Raw genomic sequence first — 25,949 nt, 5'->3', positions numbered from 1 at the left:
ATATTTTGGGCATTTGCAACCAAAATCTCTTCTAGGATAAGTAAGCGAATATCGATTTGAAAAGATAGTTGAATAGCTGGCTTTATCTTGAAGTTGGCATTGCCATGTAGGATGTGAACATGGGAGACAAGGATACATCGCAGCGTAGCACTCAGCCAATTACAGTGGTTATTACTGCGTATAATCAAGGGGATTTGCCACTACAATCTGTGCAATCCGCCCTGCAGCAAACCTTACTTCCAACTCAGGTTATTGTGGTTGATGATGGTTCGATAGATCAGCAATCTTTAGATGTGCTTGAGCAGATTCAGCAATTAGCTCACAATAAGCATATTCCTCAAATAACAGTGATGACACAAGAGAATGCTGGTGTCAGTGCAGCGCGTAACGCTGGTATTGCCGCCGCTACAACACCATATATTGCGGTGCTTGATGGCGATGACATGTTTATGCCGAATTTTTTGGAGCAAGCGAGTGCTGAGCTGAGCAAGTCTTCTCAGATAGTCGCGGTTTCTAGCTGGTTACAGTGTTTTGGTGTGCTCGATGCGGTGGTCAAGCCAATCGGTGGTAGCTTAGAGGACTTCTTACCGCGTAATTGTTGCCCGGCGGCATGTCTTATTCGTCAAGCTGATTGGCAGAGTGCAGGCGGGTATACCGAATCTATGCGCCATGGGTTTGAAGATTGGGATTTCTTCTTAAAACTGTTGGAAAATGGGGGCTCTGGTACATCAACTATTACTGTGCTAGAGCAGCCTCTGATTCAATACCGTACCGCGCCAGCAAGCGCCAATATTGCCAGCATGACGAGCCGAACGGAAATTTTGCGTGATATGATTACGCGGCATCGCGAGTCTTATGCACAGCATGTCGATAGTGTGGTACTCGCCTTGGACGCACTTGCTACGACGCGATTGCGTATGTGGGAAGATGCCGTACAAGTTCATCCAGAACTCCAACAGCACTCGCTGGCAACTCAAGAATTTATGCGCTCGCCATCATTCGGTGACGGTGGTATGGCAGCGGCAGTGCGCTTGCGTGTAAGCGATTATACTAAGTGATAAATTTGTGGAGCTAAGGGGAGTCGAACCCCTGACCTCTTCGATGCGAACGAAGCGCTCTACCAACTGAGCTATAGCCCCATGCACTCACAAGCATTATTGCAGTATCAAGTACCACCGAGTACCTGCGCGTACCAACCTGCTTAACTATAATACGGATTGCGGACTGCTGGACTCGCGTGCGAAACGCTCAGGATGAACAGGCTGCATAGCTTTAGGCAAGCTCGCAACAACGTTTAAGTATGAGTCAATAATAAGTTCCCGTAAGAGTTGATCATTGACATCCTTATGAGCATACACAGAAATCCAATGTTTTTTGTTCATGTGATACCCAGGCGTGATGCCTTCATAAGTTTCGCATAAGAGCTTGGCGTCGGCAGGGTCAGCTTTAAGATTGATTATGGCATTACCTTGGTGCTCGGTAAAGAGAGCGAACCATTTCTCGCGCACCCGCGCCGCATCCCAACGGTCGGCAAAAGGATAGATTTCTGCTGCGGGCAGTTCTTGCGCAATTTGTTTGGCAAGTGCAATAAAATCCATAATCCTTTTGCCTACCTACTACTTTTAGTTTTGCTTGGTATTCTTGGCTTTATTAGCACGTGCTTTAAGCAGTCCAATAATAGTTGGCAGCAAAGAAACCAATAGAATAAGGACAATTACTAATTCAAAATGTTGCTGGACGGCTGGAATGTTGCCGAAGAAATACCCTAAGAATGTGAAAAGCGAGGACCAGCATACACCGCCAAGTATGGAGAATGGGGTGAAGCGTGCCCATCGCATGCCAGAAAGTCCGCTAATAAATGGCATAAACGTGCGAATGAACGGGAAAAATCTACCGAGGAATACAGCTAATGGTCCCCATTTTTCAATCATTGCTTCTGTTTTCGCCATGCGTTCAGGTGTCATTGCTTTGACTTTGCCGGATTGAATAATGCGTCTGCCGAAGAAATGGCCAATCCAGTAATTGCACTGGTCACCAATAATCGGAGCAGTCCATACTACTGGAAGCAGCATAGCTAGCGGGAGAGCGGCTTGACCGGTTTGTGCGTCTGGTGCTGCAAAAACGCCAGCTGCAAAAAGGAGAGAGTCGCCGGGCAAGAATGGGAAGAATACTACGCCGGTTTCAATGAAGATGATGAGGAAAATAAATCCTACGGCAACGCCTGGGCCCATGGCAATCCATCCTGCAATGGCTGCGCGAGGATCCTTGAGCAGGTGAATGAGAAAATTAATGAGGCTCATGTGAGTCTAATCCTTAGCACTAAAAGTTTTCGCCCTTAAGAATAGCAGGGTGAGTGACGGATTGCGCAGCTTCTTCTCTAGTTTTACAAATCCTTGTAACGAATTTAGCTAAATCTCCACATAGGAATATGAGTTGGGGCATGGAGCGCACGAATCGTTTTATAGACGAGAAAGAACCTCGTACAAAAAATGGAGATACTTTTCTGTGTATATATGTCTTTTCTGTGCATGATGCTACAAAATTGAGGCACGCAAAAACCGACCCCCTAACGGGGGTCGGTTCTATGTACAAGTTCAACTTCGCGGAATCTCTGCACAACACCATCGTCATGGCGGTAAAGTCTCTTCGTATCCGCCCAACATCATCAACCGTTTGTGGTCATCAACCTTTGTGGGCTTCCGCTGTTAAGTTGTTCTTGTAGTCATTATTATGCCAAGAAAAACCAGTAATGCCAACCCCTGAGCACAGAAAAACCACAAAAGTTTGATAATTATAGAAAAATCGTCTGGAGCTTGTTGTTTGTGGATTTTTGAACGGTCATAAGTTCTCATACGTGTATTAAATGTTTCTTTTTGTGCTATTTAGTGCTGTATGTTGAAAATACAAGCGTGTTGAATACCCCCTTCTAATGCATTTGTTCGGGGGTGCATACTTGTTAACAATGGCAGCGAGATATATACAACTCAATCGCATAACACCACAATAGTGCTATGAAACATGCACAGAGTACAAAAACACCAAGCATTAAGCCAGTGAACGCTGTACAACATGACACTGCGCAACACGGCATACAACACGAGGTAGTGCAGCATAGCGGTATACAACACAGTGCTGTACCACACAGTGCGCCAGAATATGCGAAACCCCAGCTAGAGTATGCGCCTTCTGAAGAATCGCATGCCAGCAGTTTGTCTTTGCTGGATACCCAAAGTAGCAGTGCACTGAAAGGCAAACATGATAGGCGGACAGACGGCGAGCCTGTCATCGACGAAATGCCATATTATATGCCAAAAGAGCTCAGGGCATTAACGCAACAACAAAGATCACCCGCTACATCTGCTGCATTGTCATCTTATGCGACAACCGATAACCTCGTATCTAGTCGTACTCATAGTAAAAAGCAAACATCTGACGATAACCTATCCGGTGCTGGAACTCTGATTATGATACACAGTGCAAGTGGAGGAATAGGCACCAGTGTGCTTGCTGCCCTTATCGCATGGAGCTTGAAACTACGCCAATATGAGTGCGCGATCCTTGATTTAGATCTCAACGCCGGCGGACTTGACATACTACTTGGGCAGGAAAGTGCCCCAGGTTTGCGATGGAGCCAGATTCGAGCCCCGTTGGGCAGTATTGATGGACAATCACTCTGTCAAGAATTGCCGCGCTGGCAAGGTATGCCATTACTTGCGAGCGATTCATGGCAACATAGCCCTGCTCAATGGTGGGAAGTACTTGCTGCAGTGCGTGCGCTACTACAGTGCAAACAGATCGTTATCGCAGATGCAGGTACACAGTATCCCAAGCACCTACAGCAATTTGATACCAGTGACGGTATGCATACACTTAACTCGATGCAGTCGGGTAATGATCTGCCAGTACCAACCGCGCGACATAGTACCCAATCGCGAGCTAAACATATGCGACAGCAAGAAGAAGTAGAAACTCTACCTTCTCAATTACAAACCCAAGCGCAAACAGTAGTGCATGTTGTTGCGGTGGAGATGAGTGTACTTGGGCTAGCAAGAGCACGCGGCATGATTCATGCTTGGCAACACTGCAGTGACCCAACTATTGCACGAGAATGGCGTAACCCTGTACTGATAGGGAAAATCCCACATGTATCGCGTTCGCTATTAGTGCAAAGCCAAGATGCCCAAGCATATCTACAACGCCCTATTACCGCTCAATTCGCACGGCACCGGGCACTAAGGCATTCGCTCAATGCTGGGCTTGGAATACGAAATATCCCACGACAGTATAGGCGCTCTTTACAAGCAGTGTGTAGTGAGATTATGCAGCGTATCCCAGATGAGGGGCAGTAAATATGCTTTGCAGTTGCTATTAGGGAAAGGAGGAGATATGGGAGAACACCTAGTACTTGGGCCACTTGACGCCTTGGCACAAGATACACAAGTAACGGATATTACGGTTACTTGCGAAGGTCAAGTTTGGGTTGATCGTGGCAATGGCATGGAATTTGAACCTATGCGCAGCAGTATCAATAGTGCGCATGGAGTGAGAGAGTATGCGGTACAACTATGTGCACAGCTCGGTAAACGACTTGATGATGTGCATCCGATTGCAGACGCAGCCACACAATCAGGTGTCCGTATTCATGCGGTAATCGCGCCACTTGTGCCATACGGAGCATCGTTGAGTATTCGATTTCCAGACCGCACCCGTTCAACATTAGACTCACTCGTCACATTAGGAGCATTTCCAGCAATATGGATGCCAATTTTGCAGGCTATTGTGGATCGCCATGCCACAGTACTTATTGCAGGAGGTACAGGAACTGGGAAAACCACCATGCTCAAAGCGCTTTTAGAACAAGTGGATGCTTGTGAACGCATTGTCAGCGTCGAAGAAGTGCGAGAACTTGGCTCGCTCCATCATGACAATACAGTTTCTCTCGCCAGTAGAGAAGCCAATGTTGAGGGAAAAGGAGCTGTAGGGCTGTCACAGTTAGTAAAAGCAACGCTACGCATGCGCCCAGATCGTGTAGTACTTGGGGAATGCCGCGGTGAAGAAATTGCAGACTTGCTTCGAGCTCTCAATTCAGGGCATCGTGGCGGTATGACTACGGTGCACGCAGACAGTATTGAGCGTCTACCTGCGAGACTAATCACCTTAGGTTTGCTTGCCGAACTAACGCCTCAGGCGATAGCAATGCTTGCAGCAGGAGCCTTTGATGTAGTAATTCATATGCGCCGCACTACACATGGAGTACGGCATATTGCACAAATTGGTCAACTAATTACTTCAAATCAAGGAGAGCTTGTAGGTCAGATGGCATGTGCTTGGGATGGTGTGAGAGAACCAAAATATGGTCCAGGCTGGTCAGGTTTGGCACAATTACTGCAATTGTCAACAGAAGCAATGCCTTTTCTACCAACATGTTCTACTGCTGAACACGTTGCTGACACCGAGCGCTATCGCATAGCTTACACAACAAGCAACACATTGCATGCTGCAACCTCTTCATATACCGCAATGGCATGAGAAGACAGGGCTTGATAAGGATAAGGGGGTGTGGCTATGACGATATCAATACTCATACTGGTGTCCAGTGCGGTACTCGGATTCTGCGCAGTTGGCACAACATACCGTACAAGCGAGCGCATGTGCGCAATTACACCAGTGCGCAGTAGAGCGCAACGCCGTATAGGGATTCGGGCGATTCTAGCGCATATTATGTCGACTTTGCGCAATGGTGGTACGACATTGCAGGCATTTCAGGATCTCGCAGGGTATACCTATCCAACAGCGTCGCTGAGCGTAGAGCGCGTTCATCATGTTTGTGCAGCCCGGAAGCTATCTGATGAATCACCATCGGTAACTGAGCAAGTAGCTGTAGAGGCGTATATGGCATATGCGTTAAGTGAGCAAATAGGGTGCGAAACCTCGCGGTGTTTACAAGTGGTGGTCGATGCATACAAACGTGCGCAACTTCTTCATGATTTACGTGAGCAAGCATTAACAACTCCTCAAGCTACGGCAAGACTGCTTGCTGCATTGCCGTTACTTACTCTTGTGCTTGGTGAAGCAATGGGCGCTCATCCATTGCACTTTTTGTGTACGACTACCCTCGGCAGGCTCTGCCTTGTAGCCGCTTTGCTGTGGTATATAGCCGGATTAGTGTGGATTCAGCGTTTACTTGCTGCTGTACAAGAGCAAGATGCCATAGAAGGGCAGGTATTTGCTCACACAGTACAAGCCCGATTGCAACACCGCAGGGATTATCGTTCGGTATATACTCAAAAACTTAGATTTCGTCTCGGCGCGGGCAGTAGTGCGCGTAATCGTCGTGCATTGCCTGTCAGGGTATAGGAGGCGAAAATGAGCAATACAGTTATTATCACTTCGCTGATAGCTGCGGCAGTATTCGGTGGCTCAATACAGCCATATCAATGGGCACAAGTAGTGCAGAGAAGCTCTCATTATGGGTTGCCGAGTGATGCAGTAATTATTGCCATGCTGAGTGTAGCTATGCAATCAGGCCTATCCATGACGCGAGCGCTGCGCGTTATTGCACAATTATGCGAATATGTCTGTGGATTACAAGCTCGACCAGTAACTCAATATATACAGCATGTTTGCGTTGAACTAGAACGAGGCAATGATTGGGAGACTTCTTGGGGTATAGACACTGGCGCTCGAACTGCGCATGCGGTTATGAATTCTACACACAAGCACCTGATCCTCACGCTGTATGAAGCACTTGAAGCCTCTTGGAAGCGCGGCATATCGCCAATTATCCGTTTAGATGCAGCTTTAGAACGTATGGAAAGTGCGAGTAAACAGCAAGTAGAAGAAGCTGCTGCTGTGCTTGCTGTACGAGTACTACTTCCTGTAGGGTTATGTTTTTTGCCAGCGTTCATTCTTATTGGCATCGTACCAGCAATCGCATCTTTTGCAGGAGGGTAATGCATCCAGAACCCAAAGATTTTCCAAAAGTAACACTATCCAAACAAATCATAGAAAGGAATATTATGAACAACCACAGTCCCATAATGTCGAAGTTGCAGCCAGAGAGTATAAAAGATCGCGTACACCGAGCTATGTGCTTGCTGGATGCTAGAGCCAAACTCGTAGCAAGAGAGCCTGAAGCAGGCCTTGCTACTGCAGAATATGCTGTAGTAATGATTGCAGCAACTGGTTTTGCTGGGTTGCTGGTGGCGATTTTGAAGTCATCGGCTGTGCGCACTATGCTCACCAATATTGTTAAAACCGCGTTGAGTGTGGCATAGAGTATTGGAACACTATGGCATCACAACAATATATGGAAGAGTATATAGGTGGTGCATCGCAGACATCACGGAGTACTACACAAGCTGAGTATTGCATACAGCAGATAGCACTATGGTGTAAACGTCAAAGTATGACAGGCTATGCGGTACTCCGTGATCTGGGTGTGACAGCATACTCGAATATCAAACGATGGGTGAACATCGCGTATGTACGATGTAAACAATGCCCCAGTGATGTAGGTGCTGTTACAGCGGAATTTGCTGTGATACTCCCTGCAATTATGATTCTTGTATTGATTTTACTAACGTCAGCAAGAGCTTCCATGATTGCACTATCTTGCCAAGACGCTGCAAGAGTAACTGCACGCACGCTTGCTATCGATGATGACACTAGTCAAGCGCAATCGATTGCTCAACGCGCCATACAAACAGCGGTAACAGTACGTGTCCAACAAACTGACACAACAATAACAGTACATACACAATGCCCAGTATTACCGAAACCGCTTTCAGGAGTGCCATTTCACGTAGAAGGATATGCGGTTGCTACACGGGAACTCTTGCAATAACTTCTGTGAAAAGTAGTTTACGTGGCACGCAGTAACTCGCGTGGCATACGGCAGATCGATGTCGCAGATTACTCAGCCTTACAGACTTTTTTCACTGCACACACACTTACTGCTGTGGTTTGATTATTCCCACCTCGACTTGCCAATGCTATTGAAAACTATTGATATTAAAGGAAAAGAGATGAATAGATTATGCAAGTTATCTCATGCCCACAAGAACCAGAGCCTGCAGATGAGCAGCACAACAACGAGCAACACAACGTGCTCTTACATATTCAGTGTACTGCGCAAACACGTGAGATGTCGACCACCATCCACATCATCAACTCGCGCAATACAAAGCGTGCGCAAAGCCGATATCGGGTCGGCTACTGTGGTGGGTATCGGTATGGTTGTGGCGGTGGGCATACTGATCTCGATGCTGCTTACTATCGCTCTAGTGATGAAAGCTGGGGCTGTTGCAAGAACTGCAGCAGATCATGCAGCCATCGCTGCAGCCCAACAGTACACTTTTGGATCAGCAGACCCATGTGCGACTGCTAACACAGTAAGTCAAGCAAATCATGCAGAACTCGTCTCATGCATGATACAAGGGCAAGATACTCTTGTCAGCGTGCAGGTGGCTACACACACGCCACTTATTGCATATGCGCATGCGTATACGCGAGCGGGACCAGTGCAGTGCGAGTAACATGTACAGTACAATTGCATGGTTGAAATAGGTACTTGTAATGCACATCCTCTTGCACATTACACAGCATGAGCTAGGCTTAATATGCAATGTTGATGAGTAGGAAAAGGTGAAATATGGCTTTGGCGTTATATCGACGATATAGACCAGACACTTTTGACGGTGTAATTGGCCAAGATCAAGTAACACTTCCTCTCATGCGTGCGCTTGATAACAATAAGCTCACTCATGCGTACCTATTTTCTGGACCGCGAGGGTGTGGCAAAACTAGCTCTGCCCGTATTCTTGCACGTTGCGTGAATTGTGCTCAAGGTCCAACCTCTCACCCATGCGGTGTATGCGATAGCTGTAAAGATTTAGCCACCGGAGGACCTGAGTCTATTGATGTGGTTGAAATTGATGCAGCAAGCCATAATGGTGTGGATGATGCGCGTGAATTACGCGAGCGAGCAGGCTTTGCTCCAGTAAGAGATCGCTATAAGATTTTTATCTTAGACGAAGCTCATATGGTGACTGCTCAAGGATTTAATGCGCTGCTGAAAATTGTTGAAGAGCCACCTGAACATGTGATGTTCATTTTTGCTACCACAGAGCCTGAAAAAGTTATTGGCACGATACGCTCACGTACCCATCATTATCCATTTAGACTTGTTCCTCCTGAAATTATGGGACCATATCTAGAACAGATATGTGAGCAAGAATCCATCGAAGCAGCTCCTGGAGTATTACAGCTTGCGATGCGTGCGGGTGGTGGCTCAATGCGAGATACACTCTCCGTGCTTGATCAGTTAATTATTGGAGCAAATCATGGTGTTATTGAGCTTAAGAGTGCTCAGGCACTGCTTGGTTTTACGCCAGAAGAATTGATCAATAACGCAATTGAAGCAGTTATACAGCATGATGGTGCTGCACTCTATGGTGTAGTAAGTGATGTGATTATTGGTGGGTATGATACTCGTCGATTCGTCGAAGATCTGCTCGCGAGGATTCGTGATTTACTTATTCTGGCATTGGCTGGTGAGCAAGCGGAACATACGCTTGGTGATACGGGTGTTAATACACAACAGTTACATAACCAAGCCCAAGCTTTAGGATTGCAATATCTGACACGAATGGCTCAAGATTGTAATGACGCATTAGCGCATATGTCAGGCGCAACCTCACCAAGATTACGCCTTGAACTATTGGCTGCAAAATTGCTGATTCCTAGCGTTGAGCAAAATAACCATCAAACACAATCAGACGAAGCTGGTGGTGATGCTTCTGGTGCAGCTCCAGCTGGCATAGAGATCACTCATACTGGAGAACATTCCTCAGCGCACGGTGCAGCAACTCAGACAGATGCGTCAGCAGAGACTACCGGTTCAGCCTCGCCAATATCAGCGCCATCTGTAGCAGTAAGTAATAGTCAAAAACGTGCTGCCTCGGTCAGTGCAACGTTATCGGCGTTGGGTGATGCCAGTAACGCGTTACAACAGCAAAATATGCAGCAACAGAGTGTGCAACACAATGTCCCTGAGCATAATGCACAGCAAACCAGTGCACAACCAGCTAATGCGCAACAAACAAGTGCACAACCAGTTACGACACAGCCATCTGGTGCGCCTCAACACTTGCAGCGCCAAGAGACAGCTCAAGAGACTACGGCGTCGCAAGCGCAGGGAGCTGCCCCAGCATCACAGCAAGAAGAGCACATTTCAACAGAAAACGTCGATGAACGCTGGGATGCGCTCGTACAAGGACTTCCTGCAGATATTGCGCAGTATGTGAATCGAACAAAAATTCCTAGAGTGCTGCTCACTACAACGGGTAAGCCAACACTCTGGGTTAAGTTTGACACAGCTCTGAGCAAATATGCGTTTGCTCTAGCTGTAAGCAATGAAGAGATGCACGGAACGCATGCGGTAGTCGATATATTACGAGCAGAAACTAAGCGAGTTTTCGGTAATGCTGTGGTCTTTTCTCCAGCAAAAAAGCTGGGGGATGGCAGCACCGCAGTGCCATATAGTAAGCTCTCTGCCCAAGAACAGCAGCGTATTAAAGCGCAGCTTTTGCAGGCACAACTCCAATCGCAAGTATTACATTCGTTAAATAGCGATACTACTGCTGCATCGCATCAGCAAACTAGTGAACATCATGAGACTTCATCTAATGGTGAAGCACACCATGATTCAGCACATCAGGCAGCAGAAAGCAACGCTCGTGCTGATGATGCTGACCCTTGGGCGCCTACGAATAAAGCACAAACACTGCATAGTATAGAGGTGCCACACCTGAATACTGATGATCCGTGGGCACAATCGTTTGCTCAGAAGTCGGCTCGAGTGACAGCGCGCGCAACGTTCGGTGCAACAGTACGTAATTCGGCGCATGATAATGGTCAATTGCATGCGCAAGAGCAACCGGACGGCCAACGTGCCACGGATAATCTCAATACTGCACAACACAACAGCGCCGGTAGTGCTGGTGAGTACAGTGGTATCGCAGATAATGCCAGTGCCAGCGAACCGTTAGCAGATACTACAGCTAATCAGGGCCTATATCAGCATACGGTTGATCCAGAAAGTGATGAGTATTCGCTTGATGACGATGTAGTGCAGTCTGCTGCAGGGCTTGATTTCGCTGCTTTACGAGCGGCATTTAATGTCAAGCAAGAAGAAGAGTTTGCAGCAGATGACCCGAGGAATCCGCTGGTTATAGAAGCCAAAGCACATCGTGATGCACAGTAACGCAAGACGTATGCGCGCAAGATACAAGACGAATGTGTACAAGATAAGTATGTATTTGAGTAGGCATCATATTTGCGAATAGGTAAATCTGAGCATGGGCGCGTATGTACAGGAGCACTGGCGAATTGTGCCGTGCGCGCACAGTGCACATAAGCGGCATACAAGGTAGTACAGTTAAGCTGTATCCGCGTATTCAGTGTGCGTATATCGGCGAAAGGACAGCATTGGCATTAGCGTATGACGGTGCGATTGCACAACTTATTGATGCATTTGCAGGACTGCCTGGCATCGGGCCTAAAGGTGCGCAGCGTATCGCGTTTTACTTACTGGGAGCGGATGAAGTAAAAGCGCAGCATTTAGCAGATGCCATTATGGAAGTGAAAGCAAAAGTACGATTTTGCGAAATCTGCGGCAATGTCTGTGAAACAAGTCCATGCCCGATTTGTGTTGACCCTCGACGAGATCATAGCGTTATTTGCGTGGTGCAAGAACCTAAGGACGTAATGAGTATTGAGCGCACGCGCGAATATCGCGGAATGTATCATGTGCTTGGTGGAGCTATCGACCCCATGGCTAATATTGGCCCGGCTGATTTGGCAATACCTCAGTTATTACATCGTTTAGCACCATTATCAGGGGATAGCGAAAACGACAGTACTGCTGTTACTGAATCTGAACAAGAGTCTGTCACAGTGCCAGCTGTTCAACAGTCTTTAGGTATTTATGATCAGTATGCACACCAAACACCATCAGCGGATAACCATGCATCATCGACCAAGAACAGCCTGCAGTCAGATCAAGGAGCTCAGCTAGGCGAGCAGCCAAGTGAACAGTCAGCACACAGTCAGCGGTTACGTATGGCTCAAGAGCAGTATGAAGAAGTCCAAGAAGTGATTCTGGCGCTTAACCCGAATATTGAAGGGGATGCTACCACACGATATCTAGCTCAATTATTGGGGCCACTCGGCATTACCGTTACCCGCCTCGCTAGCGGTCTACCAGTAGGATCTGATTTAGAGTATGCAGATGAAATAACGTTAGGGCGTGCTATTTCTGGCAGACGACAAGCCTGAGCAGCGAAGCACAGACTGCGTGAGTACACGTAACAGTGCATAGTATCCGCATAGTATCCATAATGCAGACTTGTGAGCTCAAATACGGGCAGTTATTTCTATAATCATGCTACTTGCGTACACTAGCTATGAGTACTAGGACATCATTGGTTAAGTATGTGAACATATAGAAACCTGTGACCAGTTGCTAGTATGCAAGCGTATGTACCAACGAGTATGAGAATGCTCATGAGTATGTACAGGTACCCGTAACCGTGAGATTGGATGTCAAGTGGCACTTATCGTTCAGAAGTATGGCGGATCGTCAGTAGCAGATACCGAATCGATTAAACGAGTTGCTCGCCGAATTATTGACACCAAGCGAAAAGGACATGATGTCGCTGTAGTAGTTTCGGCTATGGGAGATACCACTGATGACCTTATCGACCAAGCGCTTGATATTGATTCCAACCCGCCAGACCGTGAAATGGATATGCTGATGACAGCAGGTGAGCGCATTTCCATGAGCTTGCTTGCTATGGCAATTCACGCAGCCGGCGCCCATGCACAGTCTTTCACCGGTCGGCAGGCAGGTTTCCTTACTGATGCACGATATGGCGCGGCACATATTCGCGCAGTAAAACCGCAGCGCGTTAAAGATGCCCTTGCACAAGGCGATGTTGCTATTGTTGCAGGCTTCCAAGGCATCAACGCTTTAGGTGATCCAACAACACTTGGGCGCGGTGGTTCGGATACTTCTGCAGTGGCGCTCGCAGTGGCACTTGGCGCTGATATTTGTGAAATTTACACTGATGTTGATGGCATTTTTACCGCTGATCCCCGCATTGTTCCAGCAGCAAAGCGCATTCCTAATATTTCCTATGAAGAGATTCTAGAAATGTCTGCATGTGGCTCAAAAGTGTTGGCATTGCGATGTGTTGAATATGCAGAGCACTTCTCTATGCCGTTGCATGTGCGTAGTTCTTTCTCGCATCGACCGGGAACCTTGGTGTTGCCTGAGGGAGTGGATGCTGGAAGTATTCCTAATGTGCAGTAGACGACTGTGCAATAGACAGCGGCAACAGCAATAGGTAGTAGGTAGCGAATAACAGTACATAAAAAGAAATAGCGATATTAAGACTTGAACGAGTCGATTAGCATACAAGTACCACAGAAAAGTAGGAACTCATGAATAATGCAACTAGCAATAATACCGCATCTCAGCGCTCAGTGACTGATAATGAAGTCAACCAGTCTATGGGAGACTTGTTCCCAACGCTCGGTCCAGAAGATCCAGTAGTAGCAGGCATTGCACATGATCGCAGTGAAGCGCAGATTACACTTCGCCGTATTCCAGACCATCCTGGTGTGTGCGCGTCTGTATTTACTTCGCTTGCAGATGCTGGGATCAATGTTGATATGATCGTACAAGCTGCAGCTTCAACGGGTACTGCAGATGTATCCTTTACTGCATCCGAAGGCCAAATTCGTGAAGTAGAGCGTGCTCTTGATGAGCAGAAAGAAGCGCTTGGCTACGAATCGTATGATATCGATACGGAAGTCGGTAAGATCGCGCTGGTCGGCGTTGGTATGAAAACTCATTCCGGCATCGCAGCATTGTTTTTCCGCGCATTGAGTGAACATAATATCAATGTGCTGATGATTTCTACTTCAGAAATTCGCATTTCTGCAATGGTTCCGCTCAAAGATCTTGATGATGCTGTGCGTGCAGTACATACGGCATTTAGTCTTGATGCTGCGCAGGTTGAGGCAGTAGTATATGGCGGCACTGGTCGCTAATGCAGTCTAGTAAAGCTAATGCAGTCTAGTAAAGCTAATGCAGTCTAGTGCAGCCAGTATGGCTGGTTGCGCCAAGTATGGCTGATTGAGCGAATACATGCTGATACAAAGTCGAATACCGAAATATATCAATATACCCTAATAAATACCAGAATACCAGCAGAATTACTACCAGAAGAATTCTGAAATTGCCCACAAAATAAACTTCATACCACATATGCAGGCTATAGAAACTATGCTTAGAGTGGTATACGGTACCAAAAACAGCTGAAGGAGCTACCATGGTGCAAATCAATAATACAGGCGTAAATGTTGCAGTGCTCGGTGCAACTGGTCAAGTCGGTATGGTGATGCGCCGCATTCTTGCTGAACGACATTTCCCAGTGAAGGATTTGCGTTTTTTGGCTTCCGCGCGTTCAGCAGGAACTGAGTTGGAATTTGAAGGTCACACCATTACAGTAGAAGATGTGGCTACTGCCGATTTGCATAATATTGATATTGCTATTTTTTCCGCGGGTGGTGGCACTTCCAAGCAGTGGGCTCCAAAGTTTGCAGAAGCTGGCGCATACGTGGTTGATAATTCTTCGCAATGGCGTATGCATGATGATGTGCCTCTGGTTGTGGCAGAAGTGAATCCTGAGGACTTGAATGATGTGCCAAGTCATATTATTGCTAATCCTAACTGCACTACTATGGCCTGTATGCCAGCGTTGAAAGCTCTTTCTGATCAGTTCGGTTTGCAGCGTCTGATTGTCTCTTCCTATCAGGCAGTGTCTGGTGCTGGTCGTGCTGGTGTGGAGCAGTTGATGAACGAGGCTCAAGCAGCTGTTGAACAAGGTGCTGATAAGTTAGTATTCGATGGCAATGCAATTACATTCCCTGAACCAACGAAAGTAGTACGCACTATTGCCTTTAATGCAGTGCCGTTCATTGGCGCTATTGTGGATGACGGCAGTGAGGAAACTGATGAAGAGCAAAAACTGCGCAATGAAAGCCGTAAGATTTTGCATCTGCCAAATCTGTTGGCAAGCTGCACCTGCGTACGTGTTGGCGTATTCACTTCACACGGTATGAGCATTAATGCTGAGTTTGAGCGTGATGTCACTCCAGATCAAGCGCGTGAAGTATTGGCACAAGCTCCTGGCGTGCAGTTGGTTGATATTCCAACGCCTCAGCTCGCTGCTGGTAAAGATCCAAGTTTTGTGGGTCGAATTCGTCAAGATCAGGCGGTGCCAGGTCATAAAGGATTGTCTATGTTTATTACTAACGACAATTTGCGTAAAGGCGCTGCTTTAAACGCTATTCAGATTGCAGAAATTGTGGCGAGTAAGCATTTTGCAGATAAACTCTGATAAGCTGGCGGCATGTCTGTAGCATCAATTGAAGCGCAAAAGCAATTAGATAGGCTGGTAGCTTTAGGCTATCCGGATGTTGCTGATATGAGTGCAGCAGCATTTCGGTCGTTGGCTACCCCGCTTATTACGGCGTTAGAGCAGTCTGAGCTGGATGAGCATATTTTGCTTATTCCAACTCGGGAGCTGGTAACTCCTGAATCGCTTATTGCGCGAACAAGCATTAACCGTATGGCTGGTTTTACAACGATGCCACCGCGTGATATTGCAAGTTTCATGCCACAAGATGGTTTTGAACCGCCAGAAGGTCCGTTCTATATTGTGGTTGATCCGCATACAGGCACGAAATACACGAATCGTGAGCCTGATATTGCGCGTAAACTTGTTGAATCAGACGGACGCTTGCCATTAACTCTTGAAGAGGGGCTTGCTATTGCTACGCAGCATCCGGATTGGCTGGTGCATAAGAATGGGTTTAATTTGCTTGGCTCCCGTAGTCCAGATGGTCGTGTGCCAAGTATTTGGATGAGCCAGAATGCACCAAGACTAGGGTCTGTGTGGCCATCAAGCCGGCACACATGGTTGGGTAATGCGTACTGTATGGAGCGCCGCGGCGTATCACTATTCCACTACATGTAGCAATGTAGCACGGCCCAATCGCATGAGAATCACATCGCATAAGAGGCACATCTGGTAATCGATGTGCCTCTTTACTGTTGCCGTAGCATTCAATAGTTTATCGATAATGCATCAATAGTAGTGGTTGCAAACAGCATTACTTCGATGTATGTGGAGTGGTTGTTGACGGTGACGACTTGTGTTCTTTGCTGGCTTGTATGGAAGCGGCAATACCGGTAACAACAAGAATAAGTCCAATTGCCACAAAAATAACGATAGCTAGTAATCCCCAAGTTTGTGCAGAAATATGCCAATCCAGACTTACTCCTGCTACTAGAAATAGCCCAATTACGCCGACAATTGCAAGAATAACACCCCAAACAATCGTGGCTACACTAGGACCCGTAGCAGGAATAATCCGTGTCTTTGGCAATGTGCGAGCATTTGGCTGCTGCCATCCAGGGTAGGCGGCATAAGCATCTTGGGCGTTGGTGGAATCAGTATCTGCAGCGCCAGCGCCGGGATATCCGTGGGTTTGTGATTCTTGAGTGTATTGCTGGGCTGCTTGTTGCATGGCAATAGTGGCATCATCAGCTATAGTGTGCTCGTGTACAGTGTGTTTTGTTGCAGTGTGCTCGGATGTAGTATGTTCGGGTACGCTATGTTCAGCGTGAAGATCATCTGAGTTGCTGTTTGGCACTGTTGGCATCTCATCACTATCTGCAACATTGGCAAGTTCGGTTGCTAAAGTTGCATCATCTTCATTGAGGTCGCGCGCCTGTGTTGGTATTGCCTGTGTTGGTATTGCTTGTGTTGGTGATTCCTGATCCATAATTCCCCCTAACAAAATGTGTCCTGCATATGGCATTCACTACTGTGTGAGTGCTGGTGATCAAGTAATGCTATTCGTCCAGATCGTAATCGCTGGTATTATCCGGGTCTATTACACTGGAACCGTCCGCGTATTGCACAGTGATTTGACTCATAAGCGCCCTTCCTGTGAGGATAAGCGTATCGGTATTGTCTGTTGTGTCATTGTGCATTACACCGAATGACCAATCATGATCAATCGAATCTGAGGAGAAAATCATCCGAGTTTCGTTGTGTGCAGTGCACTGCTGGGGAAGAATAATATCTATGTTGCTCATAATAGTTTCAATATTCAAGGTTCCAGTTGGGCATGATGTGCCATGAGTGTCAGACCAGTGTTGCAAATCAATAGTTGCATTGCTAGCAACGATTTCGGCACCATGCGTAAAAAGCTGGTCGGCTTGGTCTGCAGTAAATAATCGGTCTGTGTTCTTAATAACTACTTGCCCATGTTGCCCAGTAGTTATGGTGTGCCAAGCGTGCATAGTTGGTAGTACTGGCATTACCACAATAGATGTAATCAGTGCCACAATAGTAAGAGGTATCAAACCACCTGATTTTCTGCCCGAAATACCCGTTGCTACAGTAATAATGCCAAGTATAGCGGTCGCCGCAAATACCCAAATAAGAGTGGCAACAACAGCCCCGTGTACACTAGTAACTAGTCCAGAAAATGTAATAATTGTAACGAGCACTGCTAGTGAAATAAACAGCAATCCTGCCGTGATGCCAACAATAGTTGGGCCTGCTGGCTTACGCATTTTGACAATTTGCTCTGGCGCATTGGCTACTGGCGTCCCCTGATAGGGCGTGCGGTAAGGCGTGCTATACGGCGTTTGATATGGTGAATATGTCTGATTGAAGGATGGCTGACCATTTGGCGCTTGTTGGTATGAGCGCCCTGTGGTAGCTTGTTGTGCCTGTTGCTGAGCTTTGAATGGTGACTGTCCATATGGTGGTTGCCCAAATGGTTGTGCCCCATACGGCTGCTGCCCAAATGGTTGTTGTTTTTGTTGCTTGTTTTGATGATTGGTATAAATAATCCAAGCAATAATAATTGCTACTACTGTTACAGCAACCAAAGGGAATAATGCGACAGTACCGGGGCATCCAATAATAAGGAAAAGTATTGCTACCCAAAAAGCACCGCTGAGTTTGCCGTAAAATAGTGCGTCTTGTACTAGAATACTGGCATCTTTTTCATCTGGAAGAAGTAGCCATGCAATTGCGTAGAGCAAAATACCGCTTCCGCCGATAATGGTTAACGCCAGAATAATAATGCGAATGGCGAGTGGATCCCATCCGAGACGGTGAGCAATACCGCTTGCTACGCCGCCTATCCAACGGTCAGTACCGCGGTATATACCAAAGGCGCGAATGCGGTTAAAGAATGCCTCGCCCATCTTTGGCTGCTGTGGCGTTTGCCCATATGGTGACTGCTGCCCAAAAGGCTGCTGCTGGTATTGCGAGTGCTGCTGGTTTTGCTGCTGCCCCGCTTGCTGCCCATATGGCGTTTGCTGTTGCGTGTCATATGGCGCGTTACTGGGCTGTGTATTGCCCGGCTGGTTGCTGCCTGGTTGCGTATTAAACTCACTCATAATCTGCATCTCTCTTACTGAATAATGCGTGTGCTGCAAAGCATGGATAACGGATAGATTCATATGTGCATGCAGCATGATTTCGCTACTCTTATTTCACAGCAGATAAGCGTCTTGCGCAATAAGGGTTTCCCCTGATTTATCCCTGATTGTGTAGTATTTTGCGGGTCAGGGAGAGTAATCAGGGTAAGGTAGAAGTGTGAATACGCAGCCTACACCACAATCTGATCCGCATCAGGCTCAACCTACTACACCATTAGGGCGCACTACCTTAAGCGCGCTTGTTGATGCTGCCGGTCAGGCACAGCAGTCTGCTAAGCCGATCACCCGAGCGACAGTAGCTACTATTACTTCACTGGTTGGCGTGATCAGTGCTGTGCTTATACCGATGATGATATTGATATTACATCTTTCTTGGCAAGTGGCTATTGGCATTGTGATGATTTTTATAGGTGTATCCATTGGCTGGACACAAATGAGTTTTATCACTAATCCAGCACCTTATATTGATGAGAGTGCGTATGGCGCAATGCAATCTAGTAGTTCTCGGCAATCTGCAATAGCTGCTACTTCTGTTCGACGTCACAATAAATTAGTAAGTATTGCTGTTGCTACATTGGCATTATGCATTGCTGTTACTGGTGTGCTGATGATTTGTTCGATTGCAATTCGATTGCAGGATCTGATTATTGGTGCCCTAGCAGGTGTGCTGATGCTGGCGGTTATTGCCATTATTATTGCGCCATGGTGGATGAGTTTATTAGCTGATTTAGGCGCGCAGCGTGCCAAAACTGCAAATGAGGCTTTGCGCGCTGATATTGCAACACGATTACATGATTCTGTACTCCAAACATTAGCGCTTATTCGTCTGCATGCTGATGAATCCCAAACGGTTGCATCACTTGCGCGTATGCAGGAACGAGAATTACGTGCTTGGCTCTATACCGGTCAGCAGACGGCATCTACGCCTGCGTCTACTGCTGATCCTACTACCGAAACAACAGATCCACAGACCTCAGCAGGTTACCAACAACCGAATCTGGTACATCCTAAACATCCACATATTCATAACGGCATGCCAATTGAACAGGCTATTGCAGCGCTTGCAGCATATGTTGAAGATACGCGGCAGCAAGCCATTGAAGTAGTAACTGTAGGACAGGCTTCGGTAAGCGATGCTACGCTGCCTATCCTTGATGCAGCCACAGAAGCTATGCATAATGCAGCACAATATGGCAGCACCCCAATTACGGTGTATTGCGAGGTGCAACACCAGCAATCTGCGCAAATTATCAGCATATTTATTCGTGATCACGGGCAGGGATTTGATACTGAGCACTTACCGCAAGGGCATATGGGTATTCGTGAGTCCATTATTGGTAGAATGCGGCGAGCTGGGGGAGAAGCGCGCATTATTTCCAAACCTCAGTGGGGTACTGAGGTGCGTTTGACATTACGTATAGTAGAGCAAAGTTGAGTGTAGTACAGTGGAATACGTGCAAAACCAACCATTATCAGGAGTACCCACCGACGCTGATGCTAGTGCTGCGCCGAGTGACATGCATCCTATTCGAGTAGCTGTAGTAGATGATCATAGTCTATTTCGAGCAGGGGTAATTGCTTCACTTAGCCAAGCAAGCGATATCGCAGTAGTAGGGCAAGCTGCTGATGTGCCAAGTTCTATTGCCATGATTAGCCAAGTACAGCCCGATGTTGTGTTACTTGATGTGCATATGCCAGGGGGTCAGGGAGGCGGCGGTGCAGAAATAATTCTGCAATCTGTGTCAAAAGCTCCAAAAACCCTGTATTTAGCGCTCTCTGTGTCGGATGCTCCAGCAGATGTGGGAGCTGTAATTCGTGCTGGCGCTCGCGGGTATGTGACAAAAACTATCGCTGCAGAAGATTTAATCGCTTCGATTCGGCAGGTGGCAGAAGGCTATGCGGTGCTTAGCCCGAGACTAGCGGGATTTGTGTTAAATGCATTCCAAAGTGCTCCGGCCCCTGAACCTGGCCCTGCTAGCACGCAACCAAATGCCAATATAGGAACCAATAAGAGTAGCAATCTGCCACATATTGGTGCAGTTGCTTCGGACACAGACAGTGTTTATAGTGCAGAGCACACTGATCATGCAGCTATCCCCAATGGTATCGATGATGCTGATGATATTGATGTTGGTATTGATGCGCTTAGCCCGCGTGAGCAAGATGTTATGCGGTTAATTGCGCGCGGATACACGTATAAAGAGGTAGCGAGTGAGCTGTTTATTTCTATAAAAACTGTAGAAACACATGTCTCTAAAGTATTGCGCAAATTGCAACTTTCTAATAGAGGAGAGCTGACGCGCTGGGCGACATTGCGTCATATCGTGTAGGGCAATTGCGTAGTGCAGTGCGTGTAACACAGTGTGTATAAAAATGTGCATAGCACAGCACGCATAAGCACAATACTCACAATACTAATACTATTTTGTAGAAAAATGGACGACAAGCACTAGGAACAATTATAACCGAGTACACTGGAATATACGCGTGCTTACCAGCGTATTGCGCAAGCATGAGCCAAACTCAGGCGTGCATGTGTACGTCGTGCATATATCAACTGTATGCTGGCGCGAATACGAACTCGGATGGTGCAGTTCATATTGCTAAGCACTAGGGTACAGGCAGACAAGCCTACTGATAAGCCGCGCACAAACTACATATACACTATGCCGTTATGACGAAGGAGGAATCATGGATCAGCAATCAGACCGCAATACTAGCTCTGTGTTTGATTTGGCAGCTCGTGTTGCCGTATCCAATGGAGGAAACAATGATCCATTGTTGCCTCCTGCACGATACCTTGGTTGCCCGCAACGCCCAAGCAATATGCCATATCACAAGTATGCATCATTTGCTATGCAGGTGCCGTTTGATTATCCAGAACGCACGTGGCCAAATAAAACAATTCAGCGCGCGCCGCGTTGGTGTTCTGTTGATTTGCGTGATGGCAATCAAGCACTAGTTAATCCGATGGATTCTGAGCGCAAACTGCGCATGTGGAATCTGCTGGTAGATATGGGATATAAGGAAATTGAAGTAGGTTTCCCTTCTGCATCGCAAACGGATTACGACTTTATTCGTATGCTTATTGAGCGCGAACTTATCCCACAAGATGTTACTATTGCTGTGCTTACTCAGGCACGTGAGCATTTAATTCGCCGCACATATGAGTGTTTGCAAGGCGCTAAGCGTGCCGTAGTGCATTTTTATAATTCTGTTTCTGTGCTCCAGCGCGAAGTGGTGTTCCGCAAAGATAAAGCGGCTATTACCAAACTTGCTACTGATGCCGCGCATTTATGCAAAGAATTGGAAGCAGATGCGCATGGTACGGAAATTTTCTACGAATACTCTCCTGAATCATTTACAGGAACTGAGCCAGATTATGCAGTTGAAGTATGTAATGCCGTTATTGATGTTATTCAACCGACGGTAGAGCATCCAATGATTATCAACCTGCCAGCAACTGTAGAAATGACCACACCAAATGTGTTTGCGGATCAGGTAGAGTATGTTTCTACGCATTTGAAGAACCGCGACGCCGTAGTGCTGTCACTGCACCCGCATAATGATGAAGGCATGGCTGTTGCTGCTGCCGAACTGGGTATTTTGGCAGGTGCTGACCGTATTGAAGGTTGCCTGCTGGGCAATGGTGAGCGTACTGGTAATGTTGATTTAGTAACGCTTGGTTTGAATCTACTGACGCAAGGTATTGATCCACAAGTGGACCTCTCTAATGTGCCAAATATTAGAAAAACTGTGGAATACTGCAATCAAATTCGTATTGCAGAGCGTCACCCATATGCTGGAAACTTTGTTTTTACAGCATTCTCTGGTTCTCATCAAGATGCTATTAAGAAGGGTCTTGAAGCGCGTCAAGCTGCTGCAGAGCATGATAATGCGCAGCTGGATAATTATGTGTGGCTTGTGCCATATCTACCTATTGATCCAAAGGATGTAGGTAGTAATTACGAGGCGATTATTCGCGTTAATTCGCAGTCTGGTAAGGGCGGTATGGCATACCTGCTGAAGGCTAATCATAATCTTGATTTGCCAAAGCGTCTGCAAGTTGAATTTGACAAGATTGTGCAGCACTATGCAGATAGCACGAAAAAGGAAGTCAAAGACGAAGATATTTGGCGTCTGTTTAAGGATGAGTATCTGCCGATTGAGTCTGGCGGGCAAACTGATGCCAGCGCATTTGTGGCAGATCATGAGGATGCTTCGCTGTGTCAGTGGGGTCGTTTGAAGCTACTGAAGGTGTCGGTGTCTTCTGGTGAAGATGGTTCGGATACTGTGCTGAAAGCGACAGTACTTGACCGCGGTCTTTCTGCTGACGCGCAACCTGTTGAACGCAAAATCAACGGCATTGGTAATGGTCCAATTGCAGCATTCCTTAATGCTTTGCATGCGCTTGATATTACGGTATCGGTAATGGATTACGCGGAACATGCTATGGGCACTGGTACGGATGCCATGGCTGCTTCATACGTGGAATGTGAAATTGGCGAGGAATCAGCTGCCCAAGTTATTTGGGGTGTTGGTATTGATTCTTCTATTACTACTAGCTCGCTGAAAGCTATTATTTCTGCTATCAATCGCACTATGAGGTAAAGAATTACATAAACATTGCGCAAACGTATGGTGGGTAAGCGCATATGCTTACTGCCATAGCATGTAGTGCGAAGCTATATCGTGTGGTGACCTTGAATACTAAACGGTAATACTGATTTAAGTACTCAGGGTCACCACAACTATATGGTCATTATTATCAATCGCGCTGTTTGCTGCAACTGTATAGTCGATAAGCGGTACAACTGTATAGTTAAAAACGACAGCATGTACTTTGTAGTCCTTGGGCTGAACTACTGCCCTTGCCTCTTGTTTTGTCCACTGTTGGCATTACCAGCAGTTCCAGAAGCGCCAGTATCCGAAGATCCGCTATTTTCTTCAGATGAGCCAGCCTCGCCAGATATGCCACCGTCACCATTACCACCACTTCCTCCTGCAGATGCGCCTGCCTCGGAACCATTGTTATGAGTATCTGATTCCTGCTCATTGGTTGCAGACTCATCTGATGGTGTTTTTTGCTGGGTGTTATACTGATTAGTAGTGTTTGACTTCTCAGACTCTTGGCTTGATGTAGATTTCTTTTGCACTTGTTGCTTGCCCAATCCCCAAGTGCCGTCCTTACCGCCAATAGTTCCCGTATCGGTGACTTTAGGGAATTGTTCAGCCTCAGCCCCTGCCAGCGCTTGACGAGTATATGTAGCGTAGAGATGCTCTGGGAACATCATGCCATTAACATACTCTCCAAATGTAGGAATTTCTTGTGCAGAACCGTCTTCTCCTGGATACCAGATAGCAAAGTAACTTAAGAATGATGGGGTGAATCCGACAAAACATCCTGCTTTAACATCATTTGCAGTTCCTGATTTACCAGCCATGGGCAGCCCAATAGTTCGTGATTCTCGGCCTGTACCATATTGGATAGTTGCTTGCATTGCTTGTACTACAAGTCCAGTATCTTGAGCAGAGAACACTTGCTCACCTTGTGTTGGAGAGTTATAGAGCTCCTTCTTATTGCCGTTATAGACATGAGCCACGATATGCAATGGTATTTTTTTACCTTGGTTAGCAATTGTTTGATAGCCCTGTGTCATAGATTTAAGTGTGAGACCATCATTGCCAAGTGTGGTATATAATGATGCCTCTCCTGTAGTGGAAATATCCCCAGTAACGCCAGCTTTATGAGCGGTATCTGCTACACCTTGAGCTCCAATTTTCTGTTGAATATCCATAAATGGCATATTTACTGAGTATGCAATAGCATGTGTTAAATCAATTGGTCCGTAGCTTGCATTACCCGCATTAGTAAGTGGCTGACTTAATCCTGGGAAGGTTCGCGGAGAATTACCATTAAATTTAGTTTGTAAACTTACACCTTGTTCTACAGCTGCCAGTAGTGTAAATGGCTTCATTGTAGAACCAACTTCAAAAGTTGCTTGGGTGACATTATTATATGGTTTGGTGATGTAATCTTCTCCTGCATATAGTGCAATAATGGAGCCGTCTTTTGGATTGATGGAAATGCCGCCCACTTGCAGTCCTTGCGGCATCCCGTTTTCCGCAATTGCTGGGCTTGCAGTTTGATACATCAAATCTTGTTTAGCTTTGTCAATAGTGGTAACAATGCTATATCCACCGGTATCAAGATCTTCCTCAGTGAAAGCCTTAGACTTTATGAGTTCTTGTCGAACCATTTGCAGGAGGTAACCATTGGTGCCTTGATACACATTATTCGCATTGTATTCAATAGTATCTGGCATTTGTGCGGCTTTTGCGTCTTTTGCGCTAATACTATTGTCTTCACGCATAATATTGATAACGCGAGTAAAGCGCTTTTGTGCCATTTCCTTATCCACTGCCGGATCCCAATTATTAGGCGAAGGAATAATGCCGGCGAGTGTGGCTGCTTGCGACAGCGTTAAATCTTTAGCCTCTACGCCAAAATAGGATTTAGCTGCTGCTTGAATACCATACGAATTACGTCCGAAATAAATAGTATTCATATAATTGCACAACACTTCTTGTTTACTTTGTGTTTGCGCAATTTTCAGGGCAAGAATCGCTTCTTTGACTTTACCTTTGTAAGTTGTGGTTTCTCCTAAATAGTAGCGTTCTGCATACTGCTGAGTAATCGTAGAACCGCCTTGACGTGTGCCCTTGGTGATGTTATTGAATAATGCCCTGCCGATGCCTTTCAAATCAATGCCTTTATCAGTCCAGAACGTGCGATTTTCTGAGGCAACAATGGCATTACCTACATAGTCTGGCAATGCTGAGCAGTCGATAATTTCCCTGTTTTGCTGTGCAAACGTGCCAATTGGTGTAGTGCCGTCTGCATAATACACAGTAGTTTTCTGCGCCATAGCCATTTTTTCAGGACCTGGCACTTCGGTAGTAGCATACAAGAATGCAAATACTGCAATACCTGCAGCAAATAATGCGGCTAAAGCAATAAGAATCCACCGTAGAATATGTCGTTTTTTCGGTGTTGTATGTGCTTTGCGTGAGTTATGGTTGCCGCGATGTGATGCGGAGTTGTTGGTTTGTGCAGCACGTCTCGTAGTGCGTCTGGCACCTGTGCTCTGCGAAGTTCTGCTGTTATTTGTTCTTGCACGTGGTTCAGATTGTGTGCTATGTGTACGACTACTGGTCGATCGTGAAGAACGCGGAGAACGATTTGCAGTGCGATTTGTATGCTGAGAAACCATGAGACTAGAGTAAACGCGAGATATGGATATCACGTAATTACTCCATAGTTTTTGATAATTTCTTTGCCAAAGCTATA

The 25,949-nt window shown here is 46.5% G+C and carries 22 protein-coding genes, 1 tRNA gene and 1 pseudogene; 18 read left to right on the top strand and 6 right to left on the bottom strand.

The window, feature by feature from the left end:
• Positions 1-119: 119 nt before the first annotated feature.
• On the top strand, positions 120-1,058 hold the full coding sequence (locus tag IEU85_RS06675; RefSeq protein ID WP_188355474.1) for a glycosyltransferase family A protein: 939 nt from the start codon (positions 120-122) through the stop codon (positions 1,056-1,058).
• An 8-nt stretch (positions 1,059-1,066) separates the two neighbouring features.
• Here IEU85_RS06675 and IEU85_RS06670 read toward each other — a convergent pair.
• The 3 genes from IEU85_RS06670 to IEU85_RS06660 all read right to left on the bottom strand — a co-directional run bounded on the left by IEU85_RS06670 (position 1,067) and on the right by IEU85_RS06660 (position 2,300).
• Positions 1,067-1,139: transfer RNA gene (locus IEU85_RS06670), tRNA-Ala, on the bottom strand.
• A 66-nt stretch (positions 1,140-1,205) separates the two neighbouring features.
• The gene (locus tag IEU85_RS06665; protein ID WP_188355473.1) at positions 1,206-1,598 is read right to left on the bottom strand and encodes an MmcQ/YjbR family DNA-binding protein; all 393 of its coding nucleotides are present in this window, start codon (positions 1,596-1,598) and stop codon (positions 1,206-1,208) included.
• 24 nt (positions 1,599-1,622) lie between these two features.
• A complete protein-coding gene (locus tag IEU85_RS06660) occupies positions 1,623-2,300 on the bottom strand; it encodes a DedA family protein (RefSeq protein WP_188355472.1) in 678 nt (225 codons plus the stop codon).
• Positions 2,301-3,011: 711 nt separating this feature from the next.
• Here IEU85_RS06660 and IEU85_RS06655 point away from each other — a divergent pair.
• The 14 genes and pseudogenes from IEU85_RS06655 (at position 3,012) to IEU85_RS06595 (ending at position 16,109) form a co-directional block, all read left to right on the top strand.
• Positions 3,012-4,349, top strand: coding sequence for a CpaE/TadZ family protein (locus IEU85_RS06655; RefSeq protein WP_188355471.1), 1,338 nt, complete (start codon positions 3,012-3,014; stop codon positions 4,347-4,349).
• A gap of 37 nt (positions 4,350-4,386) precedes the next feature.
• On the top strand, positions 4,387-5,529 hold the full coding sequence (locus tag IEU85_RS06650; RefSeq protein ID WP_188355470.1) for a TadA family conjugal transfer-associated ATPase: 1,143 nt from the start codon (positions 4,387-4,389) through the stop codon (positions 5,527-5,529).
• Between the two features lie 36 nt (positions 5,530-5,565).
• Positions 5,566-6,357 carry a hypothetical protein gene (locus IEU85_RS06645; protein WP_188355469.1) on the top strand — a complete coding sequence of 264 codons (792 nt, stop codon included), beginning with the start codon at positions 5,566-5,568 and terminating at the stop codon, positions 6,355-6,357.
• Between the two features lie 9 nt (positions 6,358-6,366).
• Entirely contained in the window at positions 6,367-6,954 is a 588-nt protein-coding gene (locus tag IEU85_RS06640) for a type II secretion system F family protein (RefSeq protein ID WP_188355468.1), read from the top strand.
• An 86-nt stretch (positions 6,955-7,040) separates the two neighbouring features.
• A complete protein-coding gene (locus tag IEU85_RS06635; protein WP_229714811.1) occupies positions 7,041-7,277 on the top strand; it encodes a DUF4244 domain-containing protein in 237 nt (78 codons plus the stop codon).
• Positions 7,278-7,291: 14 nt separating this feature from the next.
• Entirely contained in the window at positions 7,292-7,846 is a 555-nt protein-coding gene (locus IEU85_RS06630) for a TadE family protein (protein WP_188355466.1), read from the top strand.
• A 295-nt stretch (positions 7,847-8,141) separates the two neighbouring features.
• On the top strand, positions 8,142-8,537 hold the full coding sequence (locus IEU85_RS06625; RefSeq protein ID WP_188355465.1) for an Rv3654c family TadE-like protein: 396 nt from the start codon (positions 8,142-8,144) through the stop codon (positions 8,535-8,537).
• Positions 8,538-8,653: 116 nt separating this feature from the next.
• Positions 8,654-11,266, top strand: coding sequence for a DNA polymerase III subunit gamma and tau (locus IEU85_RS06620; protein WP_188355464.1), 2,613 nt, complete (start codon positions 8,654-8,656; stop codon positions 11,264-11,266).
• A gap of 104 nt (positions 11,267-11,370) precedes the next feature.
• A pseudogene (locus IEU85_RS08800) lies at positions 11,371-11,688 on the top strand (hypothetical protein); the annotation flags it as partial.
• A gap of 81 nt (positions 11,689-11,769) precedes the next feature.
• Positions 11,770-12,339, top strand: a complete 570-nt coding sequence (locus IEU85_RS06615; RefSeq protein WP_229714819.1) for a toprim domain-containing protein — start codon at positions 11,770-11,772, stop codon at positions 12,337-12,339.
• A 271-nt stretch (positions 12,340-12,610) separates the two neighbouring features.
• Complete coding sequence (locus IEU85_RS06610; protein ID WP_188355463.1) at positions 12,611-13,375, top strand: aspartate kinase; 765 nt, start codon at positions 12,611-12,613, stop codon at positions 13,373-13,375.
• A 173-nt stretch (positions 13,376-13,548) separates the two neighbouring features.
• Entirely contained in the window at positions 13,549-14,118 is a 570-nt protein-coding gene (locus IEU85_RS06605; protein WP_188355517.1) for an ACT domain-containing protein, read from the top strand.
• Positions 14,119-14,399: 281 nt separating this feature from the next.
• Positions 14,400-15,470, top strand: a complete 1,071-nt coding sequence (locus IEU85_RS06600) for an aspartate-semialdehyde dehydrogenase (protein WP_188355462.1) — start codon at positions 14,400-14,402, stop codon at positions 15,468-15,470.
• A 12-nt stretch (positions 15,471-15,482) separates the two neighbouring features.
• Entirely contained in the window at positions 15,483-16,109 is a 627-nt protein-coding gene (locus IEU85_RS06595) for a DUF5701 family protein (RefSeq protein ID WP_188355461.1), read from the top strand.
• A 136-nt stretch (positions 16,110-16,245) separates the two neighbouring features.
• On the opposite strand, the gene IEU85_RS06590 is transcribed toward IEU85_RS06595, so the two are convergent.
• Together IEU85_RS06590 and IEU85_RS06585 are read right to left on the bottom strand one after the other, a co-directional pair.
• Entirely contained in the window at positions 16,246-16,920 is a 675-nt protein-coding gene (locus IEU85_RS06590) for a DUF308 domain-containing protein (RefSeq protein ID WP_188355460.1), read from the bottom strand.
• A 70-nt stretch (positions 16,921-16,990) separates the two neighbouring features.
• The gene (locus tag IEU85_RS06585) at positions 16,991-18,634 is read right to left on the bottom strand and encodes a PspC domain-containing protein (protein WP_188355459.1); all 1,644 of its coding nucleotides are present in this window, start codon (positions 18,632-18,634) and stop codon (positions 16,991-16,993) included.
• A 121-nt stretch (positions 18,635-18,755) separates the two neighbouring features.
• Here IEU85_RS06585 and IEU85_RS06580 point away from each other — a divergent pair, with 121 nt between their 5' ends.
• The 3 genes from IEU85_RS06580 to leuA all read left to right on the top strand — a co-directional run bounded on the left by IEU85_RS06580 (position 18,756) and on the right by leuA (position 23,209).
• Complete coding sequence (locus tag IEU85_RS06580; RefSeq protein WP_188355458.1) at positions 18,756-20,033, top strand: sensor histidine kinase; 1,278 nt, start codon at positions 18,756-18,758, stop codon at positions 20,031-20,033.
• Positions 20,034-20,115: 82 nt separating this feature from the next.
• Positions 20,116-20,928: a LuxR C-terminal-related transcriptional regulator gene (locus tag IEU85_RS06575; RefSeq protein ID WP_188355516.1), complete on the top strand. Its 813-nt coding sequence runs from the start codon at positions 20,116-20,118 to the stop codon at positions 20,926-20,928.
• A gap of 361 nt (positions 20,929-21,289) precedes the next feature.
• Entirely contained in the window at positions 21,290-23,209 is a 1,920-nt protein-coding gene (gene leuA, locus IEU85_RS06570; protein WP_188355457.1) for a 2-isopropylmalate synthase, read from the top strand.
• A 251-nt stretch (positions 23,210-23,460) separates the two neighbouring features.
• Here leuA and IEU85_RS06565 read toward each other — a convergent pair whose 3' ends face one another.
• The gene (locus IEU85_RS06565; RefSeq protein ID WP_188355456.1) at positions 23,461-25,872 is read right to left on the bottom strand and encodes a transglycosylase domain-containing protein; all 2,412 of its coding nucleotides are present in this window, start codon (positions 25,870-25,872) and stop codon (positions 23,461-23,463) included.
• Between the last annotated feature and the right edge of the window lie 77 nt (positions 25,873-25,949).

This window comes from Galliscardovia ingluviei, from assembly GCF_014635685.1.
Lineage (GTDB): Bacteria > Actinomycetota > Actinomycetes > Actinomycetales > Bifidobacteriaceae > Galliscardovia > Galliscardovia ingluviei.
Note: the sequence above shows the minus strand (reverse complement) of the source record. Positions and strands in the feature narration are given on the sequence as shown.

What these genes read in the sequence shown, in the direction of transcription:
- IEU85_RS06675 (WP_188355474.1), top strand. Translation starts at nt 120, where the DNA reads ATGGGAGACAAGGATACATCGCAGCGTAGCACTCAGCCAATTACAGTG.
- IEU85_RS06665 (WP_188355473.1), bottom strand. Translation starts at nt 1,598, where the DNA reads ATGGATTTTATTGCACTTGCCAAACAAATTGCGCAAGAACTGCCCGCA.
- IEU85_RS06660 (WP_188355472.1), bottom strand. Translation starts at nt 2,300, where the DNA reads ATGAGCCTCATTAATTTTCTCATTCACCTGCTCAAGGATCCTCGCGCA.
- IEU85_RS06655 (WP_188355471.1), top strand. Translation starts at nt 3,012, where the DNA reads ATGAAACATGCACAGAGTACAAAAACACCAAGCATTAAGCCAGTGAAC.
- IEU85_RS06650 (WP_188355470.1), top strand. Translation starts at nt 4,387, where the DNA reads ATGGGAGAACACCTAGTACTTGGGCCACTTGACGCCTTGGCACAAGAT.
- IEU85_RS06645 (WP_188355469.1), top strand. Translation starts at nt 5,566, where the DNA reads ATGACGATATCAATACTCATACTGGTGTCCAGTGCGGTACTCGGATTC.
- IEU85_RS06640 (WP_188355468.1), top strand. Translation starts at nt 6,367, where the DNA reads ATGAGCAATACAGTTATTATCACTTCGCTGATAGCTGCGGCAGTATTC.
- IEU85_RS06635 (WP_229714811.1), top strand. Translation starts at nt 7,041, where the DNA reads ATGTCGAAGTTGCAGCCAGAGAGTATAAAAGATCGCGTACACCGAGCT.
- IEU85_RS06630 (WP_188355466.1), top strand. Translation starts at nt 7,292, where the DNA reads ATGGCATCACAACAATATATGGAAGAGTATATAGGTGGTGCATCGCAG.
- IEU85_RS06620 (WP_188355464.1), top strand. Translation starts at nt 8,654, where the DNA reads ATGGCTTTGGCGTTATATCGACGATATAGACCAGACACTTTTGACGGT.
- IEU85_RS06615 (WP_229714819.1), top strand. Translation starts at nt 11,770, where the DNA reads ATGAGTATTGAGCGCACGCGCGAATATCGCGGAATGTATCATGTGCTT.
- IEU85_RS06600 (WP_188355462.1), top strand. Translation starts at nt 14,400, where the DNA reads ATGGTGCAAATCAATAATACAGGCGTAAATGTTGCAGTGCTCGGTGCA.
- IEU85_RS06595 (WP_188355461.1), top strand. Translation starts at nt 15,483, where the DNA reads ATGTCTGTAGCATCAATTGAAGCGCAAAAGCAATTAGATAGGCTGGTA.
- IEU85_RS06590 (WP_188355460.1), bottom strand. Translation starts at nt 16,920, where the DNA reads ATGGATCAGGAATCACCAACACAAGCAATACCAACACAGGCAATACCA.
- IEU85_RS06585 (WP_188355459.1), bottom strand. Translation starts at nt 18,634, where the DNA reads ATGCTGCATGCACATATGAATCTATCCGTTATCCATGCTTTGCAGCAC.
- IEU85_RS06575 (WP_188355516.1), top strand. Translation starts at nt 20,116, where the DNA reads ATGCATCCTATTCGAGTAGCTGTAGTAGATGATCATAGTCTATTTCGA.
- leuA (WP_188355457.1), top strand. Translation starts at nt 21,290, where the DNA reads ATGGATCAGCAATCAGACCGCAATACTAGCTCTGTGTTTGATTTGGCA.
- IEU85_RS06565 (WP_188355456.1), bottom strand. Translation starts at nt 25,872, where the DNA reads ATGGTTTCTCAGCATACAAATCGCACTGCAAATCGTTCTCCGCGTTCT.